The 17,660-nt window shown below is 70.2% G+C and carries 12 protein-coding genes; 10 read left to right on the top strand and 2 right to left on the bottom strand.

The genetic code is table 11. The features are described 5' to 3' along the window. Positions 1–154: 154 nt before the first annotated feature. The 4 genes from F3087_RS25425 to F3087_RS25410 all read left to right on the top strand — a co-directional run bounded on the left by F3087_RS25425 (position 155) and on the right by F3087_RS25410 (position 8,735). Entirely contained in the window at positions 155–1,294 is a 1,140-nt protein-coding gene (locus F3087_RS25425; RefSeq protein WP_150404545.1) for an XRE family transcriptional regulator, read from the top strand. A 172-nt stretch (positions 1,295–1,466) separates the two neighbouring features. After that, entirely contained in the window at positions 1,467–3,137 is a 1,671-nt protein-coding gene (locus F3087_RS25420) for a TIGR02677 family protein (protein WP_396897586.1), read from the top strand. Beyond that, positions 3,137–4,546 (top strand): TIGR02678 family protein, encoded by a 1,410-nt coding sequence (locus F3087_RS25415; RefSeq protein ID WP_150404842.1) that lies wholly within the window; start codon positions 3,137–3,139, stop codon positions 4,544–4,546. Before F3087_RS25420 ends, F3087_RS25415 begins: the two co-directional genes overlap by 1 nt. Before the next feature lie 4 nt (positions 4,547–4,550). Continuing rightward, the gene (locus F3087_RS25410; protein WP_150404544.1) at positions 4,551–8,735 is read left to right on the top strand and encodes a TIGR02680 family protein; all 4,185 of its coding nucleotides are present in this window, start codon (positions 4,551–4,553) and stop codon (positions 8,733–8,735) included. Positions 8,736–8,812: 77 nt separating this feature from the next. Here the strand turns inward: F3087_RS25410 and F3087_RS25405 are convergent, their stop codons facing one another. Next, entirely contained in the window at positions 8,813–9,394 is a 582-nt protein-coding gene (locus tag F3087_RS25405; RefSeq protein ID WP_150404543.1) for a TetR/AcrR family transcriptional regulator, read from the bottom strand. A gap of 132 nt (positions 9,395–9,526) precedes the next feature. Here F3087_RS25405 and F3087_RS25400 point away from each other — a divergent pair, with 132 nt between their 5' ends. The 6 genes from F3087_RS25400 (at position 9,527) to F3087_RS25375 (ending at position 16,172) form a co-directional block, all read left to right on the top strand. Continuing rightward, entirely contained in the window at positions 9,527–10,696 is a 1,170-nt protein-coding gene (locus F3087_RS25400; protein ID WP_150404542.1) for an MFS transporter, read from the top strand. 213 nt (positions 10,697–10,909) lie between these two features. Then, the gene (locus F3087_RS25395) at positions 10,910–12,298 is read left to right on the top strand and encodes an amino acid permease (protein WP_150404541.1); all 1,389 of its coding nucleotides are present in this window, start codon (positions 10,910–10,912) and stop codon (positions 12,296–12,298) included. After that, positions 12,295–13,392, top strand: coding sequence for an alpha-hydroxy acid oxidase (locus tag F3087_RS25390; RefSeq protein WP_150404540.1), 1,098 nt, complete (start codon positions 12,295–12,297; stop codon positions 13,390–13,392). The genes F3087_RS25395 and F3087_RS25390 overlap by 4 nt, the downstream gene beginning before the upstream one ends. Then, entirely contained in the window at positions 13,389–13,730 is a 342-nt protein-coding gene (locus tag F3087_RS25385; protein WP_150404539.1) for a RidA family protein, read from the top strand. Before F3087_RS25390 ends, F3087_RS25385 begins: the two co-directional genes overlap by 4 nt. A gap of 23 nt (positions 13,731–13,753) precedes the next feature. Continuing rightward, complete coding sequence (locus tag F3087_RS25380) at positions 13,754–14,764, top strand: hypothetical protein (RefSeq protein WP_150404538.1); 1,011 nt, start codon at positions 13,754–13,756, stop codon at positions 14,762–14,764. A 76-nt stretch (positions 14,765–14,840) separates the two neighbouring features. After that, positions 14,841–16,172: an FAD-binding oxidoreductase gene (locus F3087_RS25375; protein ID WP_150404537.1), complete on the top strand. Its 1,332-nt coding sequence runs from the start codon at positions 14,841–14,843 to the stop codon at positions 16,170–16,172. 72 nt (positions 16,173–16,244) lie between these two features. Here F3087_RS25375 and F3087_RS25370 read toward each other — a convergent pair whose 3' ends face one another. Continuing rightward, complete coding sequence (locus F3087_RS25370) at positions 16,245–17,636, bottom strand: serine hydrolase domain-containing protein (protein ID WP_150404536.1); 1,392 nt, start codon at positions 17,634–17,636, stop codon at positions 16,245–16,247. Between the last annotated feature and the right edge of the window lie 24 nt (positions 17,637–17,660).

Here is a 17,660-nt window from a genome sequence, read left to right as displayed (position 1 = left end):
CCACTGACACCTATATGCCCTATCTCGGCCACCGGGCGTTAACTGGTGCGATACTACTGACGTGGCCGCTGGAGACGATCGACCCGTCTGGGCAGTCCGGATGCGCTCCGAACGCGATGCGCGGGGGTGGTCACAAGCCGATGCCGTCCGCGTGATGCGCGCCAAGTCATCCCACAACCTGCCGACAGACAGTACACTGCTGCGTAACTGGCGCCGCTGGGAATCGGGCGAGTCGCGGCCGGATGATTTTTACGCACCGATAATTTCCGCCGCCTTCGACACTGTCACTGCGGCGTTCTTCCCCAAAGCCAGGCCGAATCGCGACGACGAAGTGCTCTCGGCAACCGGCATGGACACGCTGGAATTCATCGGGCGACTGCGCATGTCGGACGTCTCCCCCGCCACCCTGGACGCGATCCGGATCACCGCGGAACGCCTGTGCTGCGAGTACTCCTACGCCGATCCGCACGAGCTGCACGCCGAGGGCACCGGCTGGTTGCGGCGGATTACCTCACTGCTGGACGGCCGACTGACTTTGGCGCAGCACCGCGACATCCTGGTGCTCGCGGGATGGGTTGCGCTACTGGTGGGTTGCGTGGATTACGACCTCGGCCGGCGCACCGCCGCCGAGGCGACCCGGCGCGCCGCACTGTCCCTCGGCCAAGAGGCCGAGAACGCCGAAATCACCGGCTGGAGTGCGGAAATGGCCGCTTGGTTCGCACTCACCCAAGGTAACTACCGAGGCGCGATCGACGCGGTCGACCAGGCATTGGAGTCCAGCCAGAACCTGGGCGTCGGTGTGCAACTCGCCGCGCAACGAGCCAAGGCCTGGGCGCGTCTCGGCGACAAGCAGCAGGTGGAAACGGCCCTGGACGAAGGCCGGGCAATTTTGCAGCGACTCGACCATCCGATCAACCTGGACAACCATTTCGTGGTCGATCCGCAGAAGTTCGACTTCTACGCGATGGACTGCTGCCGCGTCGCGGGCGAGGATCGGCTCGCCGAGACCTATGCGAACGAGGTCATCCGCAACTCGACCAGGGCGGACGGTACGGTGCGCAACCCGATGCGGGTGTCCGAGGCGCATCTGACCCTCGCGGTCGTCGCGGTGCGCAACCGCGATCTGGAACTCGCGGTCGACGAGGGACTGCGCGCGTTCGCGGGCAAGCGCCGTTCGCTGCCCTCGCTGATGTGGATCGCCGGCGAGGCCGCGCGCGAAATCATCGCCCGCTATCCGGGCGATCCGCGCACCCGCGTGTACCTCGACCAGCTGCGTTCCCTCTCGAGCGAGTGACCGGTAGCGGTCCCGCACAGCCGAATTCGTCGGCGAACATCCGGCAAACAGGACACGCGCACGCCGAACCGGGTATGTACGCGTCGTCGGCGACCGGCCCGCTACTACCCTGTTCCCGGTGACCGACTCCGTCGACGCCGCCGCGAGCGCCTCCGTCCTGTGGGACGACCGGCTGCGGCTGTTCTCCTTCGCCACCGCCGAGCGCCGGGCCGACTATCTGTGGGTGCTGCGCGCCTTCGACAGCGCGCGGGCCGCCTACGTGGTGTTGCTGCACGCCGACGATGTGGCGGAGTGGATCGAGCGCAACGGACACAGCCTGCGCACCCCCGACCTGCTCGACGTCGCCGAGCCGGAACCCGCGCCTGACGTTGAGGCCCAGCAACATACCGAGGACAAGGAGACCAGTCAGTCTGTAGATAAATCGGCGGTCGACGACGGTCCCGCGAGCGCGCAGGCCTGGTCCAGCGAGCGCGGCGCCCGCCCGAACGCGCCCCGGCTCACCGCCGCCGAAATCGGCCCGCTACTCGATCAACTCCACCAATGGGGCGTGCTGGAACGCAGTTACGACGGAACGCGCGCGGCCACGCTGGCCGAATATCGCAACCGGCACTTCGTCTACCAGTTCTCCCAGGCCGGATTCCAGGCCTACCGGGCGGTCGCGGGCGTGCTCAACGCGCGGCTCGACGAGGCCTCGCTGTCGCGGCTGGTGCTGCCGGAGTTGCTGGCCGATCTGCACACCCTCGCCACGGCCAATCGCGACGGCGACGCCGAGCGGGTCTACCGCACGCTGCGCCGCCTCGACGCGGCACTGACCGACATGGCCGCGCGCGCCGCGCACTTCTACCTATCCCTCGGCGATCTGGTGCGGACCACCGAGATCACCCCCGAATCGTTCCTGGCGCACAAGGACGCGCTGCTCGCGCACATGCGCGAGTTCAGCCTCGACCTGGCCCGGTTCGTGCCGCGGCTGGCCGGCGCGATCGGCGAGATCGAGGAGACGGGCGTGGACGAGCTGATCGAACGCGCCGCCGGGTGCGACGAGCGGGTACTGCTGAGTTTCGCCGAGCGGCAAGCGGATTGGCACGCGCGCTGGGACGGCTTGCGCACCTGGTTCGTCCCGTCCGGCACCGGCGAGCACGCCGGCACCACCGAGGCGGAACGGCTGCGCGAGGCGACCATGAGCGCCATCGCCGCCGTGCTCTCGCTGCTGCGCCGGGTCACCGAGACCCGGCGCGGCGGGGTGAGCCGGGAGTCCGCGCTGCGGCATCTGGCCGGCTGGTTCACCGCCGCGCCGACCGCGGACAGCGCGCACGCGCTCTACGACGCGGTGTTCGGCCTCGGCCGGCCCCGCCACCTCGCGATGGAGCACCCGGACGCGGACCTGATCCCGGCGCAGCGATCCTGGTGGGAGGCACCGCCGTTGGAGATCTCGCGCACGCTGGCCGAGACCGGACGCCCGCCCTCGGCCGGTGCGCCCGCGCGAATCCATCGCAACGACGCGGGCATTCGACGGTTGCGCGAGGTGCAGCTGGACGCGCAACGCGCCCGTGCCGACGCGGCCAAGTCGCTGGCCGCCGCCGACGTGCACGACCGGGTGCTCGACGAACGGGAGACCGAAGTGCTGCTGCGGCTGCTCGACGCCGCGTCCACCGCGTGGGTGCCGGTGAGCGGGCGGGTCGCCGGGACCACCGGTTCCGACAGCGGCGTCACCCTCACCGTGTCCGAGCACGACGGGTCTACCGTGGTGCAGACCGCGCACGGGCTGCTGCACCTGAACAACCGCAGGCTAGAGGTGCGCCAGACCACCAGGACCCGGCCGCGCGGCAACGGGGGGCGCGCATGATGCACGGACGCAAGATCGATTCGCTTGCGCTGGACAACTATCAGCGCGCCGCGCGGGTCATCCTGGCCAATCACCTGGTGACCAGGACCTACCCCGATCGGATCGCGCTGCCGCTGATCCGCCGATGGGCCACCGAGCTGCGCGAGGACCTGGCCGAACTGTTCGGCTACCGGCTGGAGGTCACCGAGACCACCGCGCGGGTGTTCCCCATCATCGATCGGCTGGACGCGGGCAAGCCCGCGCGCACGCCCGCCGACCGGCTCTTCGATCGCCGCCGCTACGCCTACCTCGCGCTGTCCATCGCCGCGCTCGGCCGGGCCGGTGACCAGATCACCCTGTCCGAGTTGGCCGATCAGGTCGCCGCCTACGCCGGCCGGGTCGAGGGCCTGGAGCTGTCCACCGATCGCGCGGCGGATCGGGACGCCTTCGTCGACGCGGTCGGCTGGCTGACCCATCGCGGCGCGCTCACCCTGGCCGACGGCGACGCGGGCGGCTGGGCCAGCGATCCGGAGGCGGGCGAGGCGCTCTACGACATCGACCGGCCGGTGGTGTTCGCGCTGTTCCGGCCGCCGCGGGCGCTGCAACATCTGCACAGCGTGCGCGGGCTGCTCACCGAAGAGGCCGCGGGCGCAAGCGGTTCCACGCACGCGCCGACCGCGGCCGATCTCGCGCGCCGGGTGCGCCGGACGCTGGTCGAGCGGCCGGTGGTGTATCTCGACGACCTCGAGCCGGCGGAACGACCGGTGCTGGGTCAGGATCGGATCGTCGCCGATGTGGAGATGTTCACCGGGCTCAAGGCCGAACGGCGGGCCGAGGGGGTCGCGCTGATCGACACTTCCGGGCGGCTCTCCGATATCCGATTCCCGAGCACGGGGACTTTGGCACAGGTCGGGCTGCTGCTGGCCGGTGAGATCGCCGACCGGGTGCTCGACATCGACAATCCGCTCGAATGGCGCACCGGTGCGCCGGACGCGGGCGAAGCGCTCGCGGCGCAACTGGACGGCGCGATCCCGGAATCGACCGTCTTCGCGCCGCTGGCCGATCTGCGGGCACTCGACGACATTGGGACACAACCGGATTCGACGTTCGACGCCGAGGCCGAGGAGCCGGTCGAGCTGACCTACCCGCTGATCGAATCGGCCTGGGTGCGCGAGACCGTGCAGGCCCTCGCCGATCGCTACGGCGCGACCTTCGCCGCCCAGTGGCAGGCCGATGTGCCCGGCCTGACCACCGAGGTGGTGGCCCTGCTGGAGCGACTGCGCCTGGTGCAGACGGTGGACAACGGGCTGCTGATCCTGCCCGCACTCGCCCGCTATCGCGGCGCCGTCGTCACGGTCCGGACCAAGCGCACTGAGGAATTGTTCGTCACCGCGGCCGATACCTATAGCACTGGCACGGAAGGGAACTGAGGCGATGTCGCTCATTCACGGCGGAGTGCGGTTCATCCCGACCCGCGCCGGAATCGTCAACCTGTGGGACTACCGCGACCAGGAATTCTGCTTCGCCGACGGCAGATTGGTGCTGCGCGGCCCCAACGGATCCGGCAAGACCAAGGCCCTCGAGGTGCTGTTCCCGTTCGTGCTGGACGGGCGGATCGAGCCGCGCCGGCTCAACCCGTTCGCCGGTGAAGAGCGCACGATGAAGTCGAACCTGTTGTACCGCAAGCAGGAATCGGCCTACTCCTATGTCTGGATGGAGTTCGCCCGCGGCGACTGGGACGACGCGGAGGCGGTGACCGTCGGCATCGGCATGCGCGCCACCCGCTCCTCGGACAAGGTGACCCGCTGGTACTTCGTCGCCGATGGGCGGGTCGGCATCGACTTCTCCCTGATCGGGCCGGACGACCGGCCGTTCACCCGCAAGCAGCTGGCCGAGCAGATCGGCACCGACGCGATCGTCGATCGTCCGGTGGAATACCGGAACGCCATCGACGCCAGGATGTTCGGGCTCGGCACCCAGCGCTACGACCAGCTGATCAACCTGATCCTCACGCTGCGCCGCCCGCAGCTGGCGAAAAACCTGGACCCGCGCGGACTTTCGCAGGCGCTCACCGACGGCCTGCGCCCGCTCGACGAGCAGCTGATCCTGGACGCGGCCCGCTCGTTCAGCGATATGGAGGAGGTCGGCCGCACCCTGGAGGGGCTGGTGCACGCTGACAGCGCCACCCGCACCTTCGTCGATGTTTACCGGAAATACCTTGCGGTGCAGGCCAAGACGGACGTCGACCAGCTGCGCACCCGGCTCGACGCGGTCACCCACGCGAGCACCGCGCTGTTCGCCGCGACCGCGCTGCGCGAGCGCCGCGAGGGTGAACGCGCCGCCGCCGAGGCGCGCGCCGAGGACGCCGACCGCGCCTACGAGCAGGCGCTCGGCGACCGGGAGAACCTCCAGCGCTCCAGCGCCTACGAGGGCAAGCAGCAGCTCGACGACCTGGCGGACGCGGTGCGCCGCCTGGAGACCTCGGCGGGTGTGCACGGCGACAAGGCGCTGAAGGCCCGCCAGACCCTCGATCAGCGGGCGCAGGAGGCCGAACGCGCGCGCACGGCGGTCCGCACGGCCGCCGCGGCGCTCGCCCGGGGCGAGGACGAATTGCGTTCCGCCGCGGAGGAAGCCGGGATCGACTGGACCGCGCTTTCGGAGAACGCACGCGCCGAACAGCTCACCGCGACGGTGCGCGCGCATGCCGAGGAACGCGACGCCGACGTGCGCGCGGTCCGGCAGGCCATGGGGCTCATGGAGACCGCGGCCGCCGAACGCACCCGCGCCGAACGCCTCGCCGAACGCGCACGGGAACTGAGCGAGGCGGCCGCCGCCGAGGTCGCGCACGCCGAAGCCGCGGTCGTACTGGCCCGCACCGAGGCGAGCAGTGCGCTGCGCAGCTGGTGGGACGAGCACCGCGAGGTCTACTCCCCGCTCGGCAACGGACTGTTCGAAGACCTGGATACCGCGCTCGCGCAGGCGGGTTCGGAGGAGGCGACGGTCGCCGAGGTGCTGGCCGAGCGCACCGAGTCGTTGATCGACGAGATCCGCAACGACCGGCAGGAGGCGCGCGGGCGCGCGGCGACGGCGGGCGAGCAGATCGCCGAGCTGACCGCCGAACGCGACCGGGTCGCCGCGCAAAGCGACGACGCGCCACCGGCTTTCGCCGCGCGCGTGCGCGCAGCCGACGAGCGGCCCGGCGCTCCGCTGTGGCGGCTGGTCCGCTTCGCCGACGACGTCAAGCCGGAGGCGGCCGCCGGGATCGAGGCCGCGCTGCACGCGGCCGATCTGCTCGACGGCTGGATCTGCGCCGAGCCGCCCGCGAAGTACGAGTCGGACCAGTTCTTGGTGCCGCTGCCGGAGAAAGAGCGGCCGAAGGGCCGCACCCTCGCCGACGTGCTTGTCGTCGAGGAGGATTCGGCCGAACTGACGGTGCCGCGGCAGGCCGTCGCCGACGTGCTCGCCTCCATCGCCCTGCACGAGGGCAAGGGCGACCCGGCCGGCGGTCTCGCGGTCAGCGCCGCGGGCGGCTTCCGGCAGGGCGTGCAGGTCGGCAGGCACCACAAGACCGACGCCGAGTTCATCGGCGCCACCGCCCGTGCTCGTCGCCGCGAGCTCCGGCTGACCGAACTCGCCGCCGCACTCGAGGCGGCGACCGAAGCACAGCGCGGGGCCACGGATCAGGAGGCCGACGCCACCGCCGAGCTGGCGCGAATCTCGGCCGCCGCCAAGGCCTTGCCGCGCGCCACCGCGGTCACCACCGCGTTGCGCGCGGTCTCCGAGACGGCGGGCATGATGCGCTCGCGGTCCGAGGCCGCCACCCAGGCCGAGCGCGACCTCGACCAGGCCGTCGCCGACACCACCGCGGTCGAGAAGAAACTGCGCGCGGCCGCGACCAAGCACCGGACCCCGCGCGAGCCGCGCGAACTCGACGCGCTGGCCGCCGCCATCCGGCACTTCGAGAACACCGGCACCGGCCTGCTGCGGCTGCGTACCGAACACGAGCGGGAACGCGAGCGCGAACGCGAGGGCTCCGACCGGCACGACGAGGCCAAGGACCTGGCCGAGGCGTTCGCCGAGGAGGCCGAGGCGGCCAAGTCCGGCTACCAGGAGCAGTTGCGCAAGCTCGAAACCCTGCGCGAGGCATTGGGTGCGGGCGCCGCCGACATCGATCAGGAACTGGAGAAGGCGCGCGCGAAGATCGAGGCGACCAAGGCCGAGCAGAAGGCCGCGCGCAAGGCCGCCAACGAGGCCATCGAGGCGATCGGCGACGCCGAGGCCGCCTACCGGACCGCGCACGAATCACTCGGCACCGCACTGACCGAGGTGCTCGCCGACGTGAAAGCCCTTGCCCCGTACGCCCGCCCGGACCTGCTCCGGCTGCTCGGCGCGACGTCCGAGGGTCGTTGGCCGAGCAGCGAGGCCGCCTGGTCGACGCCGGAGCAGCTGCTCTACCGGATCTCCCAGGCGGGCCCCGAGGCCGAGCCGCAGGTGCTGCCGGACGAGGTCGCCGAACTCTTCGAAAGCCTCACCGCCGCAACCTCTTCGGTGCGAGCCAGCGAGGCGACGCGCAAGACCACGCGCAGCGCGGTGACGGCGGCGCTGCAGGAGTTCGACGCGGCGCTGTCCGGATCCGGTCGCGACTACCGGTTGCAGTGGGATGCCGCCGACGGGCTGACCGTGGTGCAGGTGCAGGACGACGACGGCATGTCCGCCCTCGCCGACTTCGCGGCCCGCATCGACGGCGCGCGCAAGGATCAGGAGCTGCTGCTCACCGACGCCGAGCGGCGCATCCTGGAGGACGCGCTGCTCACCGGGCTGGCCCAGCAGATCTACGAACGCACCAGCGACGCCCGCGATCTCATCGCCAGGATGGGCGCGGAGATGAAGCAGCGCCGGATGTCCTCGGGCAACACCATCGGCGTGCACTGGGTGCTGGCCGACACGCTGTCCGATCCGGCGCGGGCCATGTGCAAGCTGCTCGACCGCGACGCCTCGGTCCTGGGCGCGGACGAACTCGCCACCATCCGTGCGCATTTCGCGTCCGAGATCCGCGCGGCCCGGGCGGCGCACCCGGAGCGCTCCTACCCGGAGATCCTGGCCGCCACCCTGGATTACCGCACCTGGCGGGTGTTCTCGTTCACCCTGATCTCCGCCGACGGCAGCGAGGACAAGCTCACCGTGGCCCGGCACAGCGCGCTCTCCGGCGGCGAGCAGTCGGTCTCGCTGCACCTGCCGCTGTTCGCCGCCGCGCACGTCATGCTCGACTCGGCCGACCCGCAGGCGCCGCGTCTGCTCGCGCTGGACGAGGCGTTCGCCGGCGTCGACGACAACGGCCGCAGCGAATTGCTCGGCCTCAGCGTCCAATTCGACCTCGACCTGTTCATGACCGGCTACGACCTCTGGATCACCTACCCCCACGTCCCCGGCTGCGCACACTACGACCTCGCCCACGCCGCCGCCGAAAACACCGTCAGCGCAACCCTTCTGGTCTGGGACAGCGGCGACCTCCTCGCCGAACACGACGGCACCGACCTCACCGCCGCCCTCGGCTCCCCCAACCGCCGCCGCACCCCCACCACCATCGAAGGCGCCATAGAACTCACCCCCGTCAGCTGACACGCACCACTTCTGATTTCCCGCACCGAAATTTGCATGCGATTTTCGGTGCGGGAAATCAGGAGTGGTGCGGGAAGTCAGACCTGGATGCCGAGGGCGCCGGCGGCGGCGCGGGTGAGGCGGGCGGTGACTTGGTCGGCGGACCAGGCCTGGTGTGCGCCGAGGTCGTAGACGACGCGTTCGTCGAAGATGGTGATCCACAGCAGGACCGCGAAGGTTCGATCGTCGAGCGTCGTCTTGCCTTGCTGGACAAGGGCATCCAGCACGTCGGCGAGGATGTCGTGCATCGCGGTGATCGAGGGATCGCCCGCGGCGAGCCGCTCGATGAAGCCCTTGTGGCTGCGGATGTGGCGCACCGCGGGTCCCCACTGCCGCGCCTGCGCGACCCAGGTCCGGCAGAACCGGTGGAACCGCTCGACCGCGTCCGGGGTCGGATCGAGCGCGGTGAACGCCTCCAGCAGTTGCTCGATCGCCCTGCGGTGGAACGCCTGCATCGCGTCCTGCGGTGTCGGGAAGTGCCGGTACGCGGTGGCCACCCCGACGCCGGCCGCGCCGGCCAGTTCGGGAATCGAGAAGCCGATCCGCCCCTCGGCCAGCAGGCTGCCGACCGCGTCGACCAGCACGGTCCGGCTGCGCTGGGCATCGCTGCGGGTGTTCACCGGTTGCACTCCTCCATCCTGCCCGCCGGCCGCGCGGCGACACCGCCGATCCGGATCGACACGCTCGAGTAGAGAAGATCTTCTCAGTTCGCTATGCTAGCAATCGAGAAGATCTCCTCACTTGGAGGGTGGATGCGCGCAGCTGCTCCCGGCGTATTGCTCGTGCTGATCATGGCCCAGCCCAATCTGGCGACCGGCATGATGCCGTACTACCGCCATGCCTGGGACCTCGCGCCGCTGCTCATCACCGTCATCTTCGCCGCGTACCTGTTCGCGCTGACGCCCACGCTCTCGTTCATCGGCACGCCGCCGTCACGCGCGGCCTGGTGGTGGCGGATCGGGCTGGGCAGTGCCTGCGGCGTCGGCGCCGACCTCGCGATGAGCCTCGCCGATTCGGCCGGGCCCGCGTGCGTCGCGCGGGTGCTGGCGGGACTGTCGGTCGGGCTGGTCACCGGCTCGCTGGCCGGGCTGATCCTGGAACGGTCCGGCGAAGGGGGCCGGACCGCGATGGCCACCGCGACCGTGCTCGGGTCGGCGCTCGGCACGATCGCGGCGGCCTGGGTCGCGCAGTATCTGCCCGCGCCCGGCGTGACGGTTTACCTCGGACATGCGGCGCTGCTCGGCGTCGTGGCGTTCGCCGTGCTGCTCGATCGGAGTCCGCGCGAACACGCCACAGCCGGCCCGCACCGGCCGGCACTGCCGTCCACCGAGCCGCGAATCGCGGGATACCTCAACGGAATTGCCGCGTGGGTATCCGCCGGTCTGGTGGTCGCGCTGCTGCCGAGTTACGGCGCGGAACTGCTCGACACGACCAGCCTGCCGCTGCTGGCGCTGCCGGTCACGCTGTATCTGGTGAGCGCGTGGATCGTTCAGCGCGCGGTGCCGCCGGGCCGGTTGCCCGCCGAACCGCTCATCGGCCAGCTGACCATCATCGCCGGCGTCGCGCTGGCCGCGACCGTGGCGGCCGCGCCCAGTCTCGCGGTGCTGCTCACGGGCGCGGTGGTCGCGGGCTGCGGACAGGGCATCGCCTACCGCACCGGGCTGCGCATCGTCAGCGCCGCGACCCCACCCGACCGGCACGCGCGAGTGGCCTCGCGCTACGCCGCCGTCGCCTACCTCTGCGCGGCCGTCGCCACCCTCGGCTTCGGCGTCGTCGCCACCCTCGGCACCATGCAGGACGCGGTCATCGCGGCCGCGCTGGTCTTGCTCGCCGTCGCGGCGGCCACCGTTCTCGTCCGGAAACGTGCAGTGCCGCACGCCATTACCGCCACACCCACCGAAGCGACCAGCACCACCGCATAACTCGAATACGCCGACGACCACCCATTCAGCGCAGCGCACCGCTGCGCATTTCGGCGTGGCCAATTAATTTGGTCACCAATCGATTTCCCGGACATTGCGAAACAGACACGTTACCTGAGTTCATCAAAACACAAACGGCCGCTGATTTACTGAATTGCATTCCAGCGAGAAGCGCTGGCGCAATTCATATTTCGAACAGCGAACGGGACCGACATGGCCGCACCGACCCAGCGAATCGCCGCAGCGCGCGGCGCCGAACCGACCCCCGCACTCAAACGCACCCTAGGCCGGTTCGATCTGGTCGCGATGGGCGTCGGCACCATCGTCGGCGCGGGCATCTTCGTCACCACCGGCGTGGCCGCCGCTACCAAGGCGGGGCCGGCGATCGTGCTGTCGTTCGTGCTGGCCGGGGCGATCTGCGTGCTGGTCGCCCTGTGTTACAGCGAGCTCGCGTCGATGACTCCGCTATCCGGCAGCGCCTACACCTACACCAGGGCGACGCTCGGCGAATCGCCCGCGTTCCTGGTCGGCTGGAATCTGCTGCTGGAATACGCGGTGGCCGCCGCCGCGGTGGCCATCGGCTGGTCCGGGCTGTGCACCGCAATGCTGTATTCCCTTTTCGGCGTGACCCTTCCGCATGAAATAACCGCAGGCCCCGCCGACGGTGGAATCATCAACCTGCCCGCCCTGCTGGTCACCGGCGCGATAATTGCCGTCCTCATATTCGATGTGAAGCTCACCGCGACCGTGGTGAAAACATTGGTGGCGGTGACGATCGTCGTCCTGATACTCGTGATCGCCATCGGCACACCGCATCTCGACACCACGAATTGGACGCCGTTCATGCCCTTCGGCGTGCACGGCATCGCGGCCGGCGCGGCGCTCGCGTTCTTCGCCTACCTCGGTTTCGACATCGTCGCCACCTCCGCCGAGGAGACCCGCGACCCGGTGCGCGATCTGCCCTGGGGCATCATCGGTTCGGTCGTCATCGCCACCGGTCTGTACGTGGCGGTCAGCGCCGTGCTCACCGGCGTCGCACCCTATCCCAGCCTGAACAACGCGGCCCCGGTCGCCACCGCGCTCAGCGCGATCGGCGCGGGCTGGATCGGCAAGGTCATCCTGGTCGCGTCGGTGATCGCGCTGACCAAGGGCCTGCTGATGCTCTGCTATGGGCAGACCCGGCTGATCTTCGCGATGAGCCGCGACGGACTGCTGCCGCGCGCCCTGTGCCATACCGGCCGCCGCGGCACCCCGGTGCGGTTGAGCCTGCTGCTCGGCACGGGCATCGCCCTGGTCGCGGCGCTGCTGCCGATCGGGACGGTCGCCGAGCTGGTGAACATCGGCGCGCTGTTCGCGTTCGTCGTCGTCGCGCTCGGCGTGCTGTTGCTGCGCCGCAGCGCGCCGGAGCGGCCGCGCCCGTTCCGGACGCCGTTCATGCCGGTGGTGCCGCTCGCGGCGATCGCGGGATGCGTCTGGCTGGCAACGACTTTCGAGGGCCTCACCTGGTTGCGCTTCGCCGTCTGGAGCGCGGCAGGGGCGGCCGTGTACTTCGGCTACGGCCGCCGTCGTTCCCTGGTCCCGACACCGGAAGGCACCGCATGACCGCCCAGCTCGACAGCATGTACCCGACCACGGTCGACTTCGGCACGCTCGACGAGATCCATCGGGCCGCGGGCGCCGCACTGCCCGCGGACGTGTTCGACTTCGTGGAAGGCGGGGCGGGGCGGGAGATCACGCTGCGCGCCAATCGGGACGCGTTCGACCGCTGGCGAATTCTGCCGGATCCGATGAGCGGGGTGGCGAATCCGTCCACCCGGACCTCGGTGCTCGGCATGACCCTCGAAACCCCCATCCTCACCGCGCCGTTCGGCGGTGACGCGATGTTCCACCTCGACGGTCACCTGGCGGTGGCCCGGGCGGTGCAGCGGCACGGGACGGTGACGATCGTGCCGGAGGCGGGCAGTTACTCCTATGAGCAGATCCGCGCGGTCGCGCCCGAGGCGGCCCGGATCGCGCAGTTGCACCCGTTCGCGCACGCGCCGGCGGTGGCCGAACGGATCCAGCGCGCGGGCTATTCCGCGCTGTGCGTGACCGTCGACTGTCCGATCGGCGGGTTCCGCACGCGGAACATGGCGAACCGGTTCGCGCCGGACATGCGCCAGTTCGGCGGCAACCTCACCGGAACCGACGGTGCGCCCGGCGTCGCGGAGGTGTTCGGGCAGTTGCTCAAACACGGTGCCGCGGCCTGGAATTGGACCGATCTGCGCCAAGCCGCGGCACAGTTCCGGCTGCCCTGGATCGCCAAGGGCGTGCTCACCCCCGACGCTGCGGAACGGTCGCTGGCCGCAGGCGCTTCCGCGATCGTGGTCTCCAATCACGGTGGCCGCCAGCTCGATCCGGCACCCGCCAGCCTGGACATGCTGCCGCGCATCCGGGCCGCGGTCGGTCCCGAGCTGCCGATCCTGTTCGACAGCGGAATACGCACCGGCAGCGACGTTTTCCTCGCGCTCGCCCTCGGGGCCAGCGCCGTGGTGATCGGCCGGGCCGCGATCTACGGCCTCGCCGCCGCCGGAGCGGCCGGGGTCAGCCGGGTCCTGGAGCTGCTCACCGACGAACTGCGGACGCTGATGACCCTGTCCGGCGCCGCCACCATCGACCAACTCGACGCCACCCGGCTGATCGGAGCGCAGTCATGACCGCCTTCCCGTCGGCTCGCCGCGGCTCCGGCCTGGTGTTCACCTCCGGGCTCGCCGCGATCGACCCGGACACGCTCACCCCGACCTCGGCCGGCTTCGCCGAACAGCTCGAATCCGTGCTCGACCAGCTGGACAAGGCGCTCACCGAGGCGGGCAGCTCGCGCGGGCAGACGCTGAAGCTGGACTGCTATCTCGCCGACCGCCAATGGTTTCCGGCCTGGAACGCCGCGTTCGCGGCGTTCTTCGGCGCCGCCGCGCCGGCCCGCACCACCACCGTCACCACCCTGCCCATCGAGGGGCTGCTCATCGAAATCCAGGTAATCGCGCTCGCCGATTAGCCCGCATATCAGGAGGATCCGTCATGACCGCCGCAACCACCACCGTCGCACTGTTCAATCATCCATCGCCCGCCGGACTCACCATCCGTGACGTCATCGAGGGTCAGACCGCCGCACAGCTGGTGGTGGCCGCCGACGACTGGGGTTGGTGGACAACGCTGTTGAGCGGCGATCCGATCGCACCGACCAGCGGCATCCAGCAGACCGTCACCGAGGGGTTGATCCGCGCCGGGTTCCTCACCCGCCGCGGGCATCGGTTCCAGCTGACCCACACCGGGCACGACGTCGCCAAGAACCGCGGGTTCGTCCGCATGGTCACGCGCGGTTGGGAGCCCACGTTCCGGCAGCTGGCCGGCAACGCCGATCGCGCGTTCATTCCCGCGGCCACCGACGCGGGTGCGGTGGCGCGCGGTTGTACCGACATCGCGCGGCGGCGTCCGGAGATTCTGCAAGGCATCGGAAAGGCTATCGCCGCAACGGGTCCCGGGTGCACGGTCGATCTCGGTTGTGCGGACGCGGGCCGGGTGCGGGCGCTCGCGCAGCTGGCCACGGAAGAGCAGTTCATCGGCGTGGATATCGAGGCCGAGGTGGTCGCCGCGGCGTCGGCGGAGGTCGTCCAAACAGGTTTCGCCGATCGAATCACGTTGCTGCCCGGCTCCGTTCAGCCCGAGGCCACCGATCCCGAATGGCTCGCGGCGATCGACCGGAGCAAGGTCACGACCGCGATGTCGTTCTTCCTGCTGCACCAGCTGGCCAGTGACGGCGGCGGCATCATCGCGGTGCTGAAAGAGTGGATGCGCTGGTTTCCGAACCTGCACCGGCTCGTGATCGGCGACGGCTACCTGCTGGAAGCCCCGCAGTGGTCGGGGCAGCCGTGGTTCTCCCCGACCTACGAGATCTACCACACCATCACCGGCGTCCGGCTGTGGACCAAGGAGGAGTACGAGGCGGCGTTCGCCGAGCTCGGCTGGACCATCGCCCGCACCTTCGACGATCACACCATGCTGGTGACCTCGATCCTGGAGCGGGCGTGAGCGAGCGCCGGCGAGCGAACCAGAGACACAGCCTGCCCGTGGGCACGACGGAGCCGAGCGCCGGCGAGGTGGAGTCGTGACCACGGTCGCCGATCGGCTGGACATTCGGGCGGCGGCGCTGGACGAGTACACCGTCGACGAGACCGGTCGTTCCGGGCGACGCCCGCGCGGCATCGTCCGCGCGGCCGACCTCGACGACGTGCTCGGCACCGTCGAATGGGCCAGGCACACCGGCACTCCCATCATCTGCCGCGGCGCGGGCACCAGCCTGGAGGGGCATCTGCTCGCCCGCGGGGACGAGGTGGTGCTCGACCTCTCCGCGCTGGACACGATCCGGTCCATCTCCCCCACCGACTTCACCGCGACCGTGCAGCCCGGCGTCACCCGGACCCGGCTCAACGCGGCCGCCGCCGCGTACGGGTTGCAGTTCACCGTCGATCCCGGCGCCGACGCCAGCATCGGCGGCATGGCCGCCACCAATGCCACCGGCACCACCACGGTCCGGTACGGCGGGATGCACGCGAACACCCTTGCGCTGCAGGCGGTCTTCGCGGACGGCACGGTGGCCCGGCTCGGGCGCGCGGTGCGCAAGTCCAGCAGCGGCTACGACCTGAAGGATCTGCTGATCGGGTCGGCGGGCACGCTCGGCATCATCACCGAGCTCACCGTGCGGTTGCATCCGATCCCGGCTTGGCAACGCGCGCTTCGGATCTCGTTTCCCAGCGTGGCCGACGCGGTGGCCGCGGCGGTGGACATGCTCGGGCAGGCGCTGCCGGTGACCCGGGCCGAACTGGTCGACGCCACCAGCATGGCGGCGATCAACGCCTATCGCGGCACCCGGCATCCGATCGCGCCCGCGCTGTTCCTCGACCTCACCGCCACCTCGGAAGAGGCGGCCGCGCTCGACGAGACCGAGATCCGCGCCCTGTGCACCGGCCATCGTGCGCTGGAAATCGTTGCGGCGCAGAACCATACCGCGCAACACAGTCTCTGGGAGGATCGCCACCACCTGTTCTTCGCGCTCAAGGCTCGCCACCCAGGCCACCGCTTCCTGGTGACCGACACCGCCGTGCCCTACTCGCGAATCGCCGACGCAGTGGCGACGGCCGAACAACTCGGCGCGCTACTCGACCTCGACATCGCCGTCGCGGGGCACATCGGCGACGGCAACGTGCACGTGGTCGTCCCGTACACCGCCGAAACCGCGGAACGAGCCCGGGATTTCTCCGATCAGGTTGTCCGCCACGCGCTCTCGGTCGGCGGCACCGCCTCCGGCGAACACGGCATCGGCCTCGCCAAGAAGCAATACCTCCAGGCCGAGCACGGCGCGGCGGTCGAGCTGATGACCGCGGTCAAACGTGCGCTGGATCCGCTCGGGCTGTTGAATCCGGGCAAGATCCTCGACTGAACTCGACTCGCCGGCCGCGGGCCGCCACCTGGTGACCTTCGGCCTCGTGGACTGACCCCGAGCGAGTTCGGCTCAGCGCGGTCCGTGTCCGAGCCCCAGCAGTGCGGCGACTATCTGACCGGTGGAGTCGAGCATGGCGGCGAAGATGTCCTGGGGGACGAGTTTTCCGTTGCACCACAAGACATTGCAGTTCGACGGGGCGTACGGGCCGACGCCCAGCAGGATTTGGGCGGTGTGTTCGGGGTCCACCCAGAAGGCGAGGTCGTCGAGGTCGCCGATGATCGGGCCGAAGTGGTCGCCGTAGCGGTACGGGTCGTCGACCGGTTCGGCGGGGACGTCGGCGACCGCGGCGACGACGCGGCGCAGGAATTCCTTGTTGTCCGGGTTGGATTCGGCCGCGAGGGAGGTTTGCACATTGCCGGTGTCGATGCCGCCGGGCACGCCGAGCCGGACGATCACCATGTCGCGGCTGGGGATCACCACATTGAACTGGCCGAGTGCGCCGACGAAGGCGTACAGGTCGCGGGGTGCGCCGGGGAACATCGGATGGTCGAACACCTTTGCCGACGGTACGGTGGCGGTCTTGTAGGAGTCACCGGCGTTGAGCCAGAACAGGAATCCGTAACCGCCGTTGGCCTCGGTCGGCTGCCGTGCCTGCCGGATGTAGTCGGGATCGATGAGTTGCGCACCGCCCCACCGGCCTTCGTGCAACAGGAGCAGGCCGAGGCGGGCCAGGTCGTCGGCCCGCATGGCGAGACCGCCGTTGACCGCGGTGTTTCCGCTGCGGTCGCGCAGCCAGACCCACTGGTCGCGGGCAATGCCCAACGGCTGCATGACTTCCCGCTGGACGAAGTCCTGGAAATCCATCCCGGTGGTGATCTCCACGATCTTCGGCAGCAGCACCAGCACGGCCTGCGCGTACTGGAAGGTGGTGCCCGGTTCGAAGGCAGGCGGGGTTGCCAGGGTCTGGAGCACCTCGTCGGTGGCGATGCCCGCGATGTCGGCGGCCCAGGAGAAGCGCAGGCCGGTGGTCTGATTCAGCACCTGACGCACGGTCAGCGCGGCATGCGCGGCGTCGGCCTGCGGAAAGAACTTGCCGAGCGGATCGTCTAGGCCGAAGTAGCCCAGGGTGATCGCGCGGCCCACCGCGACCGACGCCACCCCCTTGGACGAACTGGCCAGCGGCGCGGGCAGATTGCCGGTGCCGGTGCGGTCACCGACCAGGCAGCCGTGCCGGTACACCTGGATCGCATACGCGCCCTTGGCCGTGCCGAAGTCGATCGCGTCCGTCAGCGCGGCCGGATCGAGCCCGGCGGCGGCCGGATCGGCGCGTTGAACCGCCTGGCCCGCAGCAGGTTCGGCACACACGATGCCGGGATCCGCGGTGGCGCTGGGGCAGACCAGCGAGAAGGTGACCACTGCGGTGGCACCGAGCCCACCTGCCCATGCCCGGCGGAATCTCATACTCGACCCATTTCTCTTGTTCCC

Source organism: Nocardia colli, assembly GCF_008704205.1.
Lineage (GTDB): Bacteria > Actinomycetota > Actinomycetes > Mycobacteriales > Mycobacteriaceae > Nocardia > Nocardia colli.
This window is presented reverse-complemented; position numbering and strand designations above follow the sequence as displayed.

What these genes read in the sequence shown, in the direction of transcription:
- F3087_RS25425 (WP_150404545.1), top strand. Translation starts at nt 155, where the DNA reads ATGCGCGCCAAGTCATCCCACAACCTGCCGACAGACAGTACACTGCTG.
- F3087_RS25415 (WP_150404842.1), top strand. Translation starts at nt 3,137, where the DNA reads ATGCACGGACGCAAGATCGATTCGCTTGCGCTGGACAACTATCAGCGC.
- F3087_RS25410 (WP_150404544.1), top strand. Translation starts at nt 4,551, where the DNA reads ATGTCGCTCATTCACGGCGGAGTGCGGTTCATCCCGACCCGCGCCGGA.
- F3087_RS25400 (WP_150404542.1), top strand. Translation starts at nt 9,527, where the DNA reads ATGCGCGCAGCTGCTCCCGGCGTATTGCTCGTGCTGATCATGGCCCAG.
- F3087_RS25395 (WP_150404541.1), top strand. Translation starts at nt 10,910, where the DNA reads ATGGCCGCACCGACCCAGCGAATCGCCGCAGCGCGCGGCGCCGAACCG.
- F3087_RS25390 (WP_150404540.1), top strand. Translation starts at nt 12,295, where the DNA reads ATGACCGCCCAGCTCGACAGCATGTACCCGACCACGGTCGACTTCGGC.
- F3087_RS25385 (WP_150404539.1), top strand. Translation starts at nt 13,389, where the DNA reads ATGACCGCCTTCCCGTCGGCTCGCCGCGGCTCCGGCCTGGTGTTCACC.
- F3087_RS25380 (WP_150404538.1), top strand. Translation starts at nt 13,754, where the DNA reads ATGACCGCCGCAACCACCACCGTCGCACTGTTCAATCATCCATCGCCC.
- F3087_RS25370 (WP_150404536.1), bottom strand. Translation starts at nt 17,636, where the DNA reads ATGAGATTCCGCCGGGCATGGGCAGGTGGGCTCGGTGCCACCGCAGTG.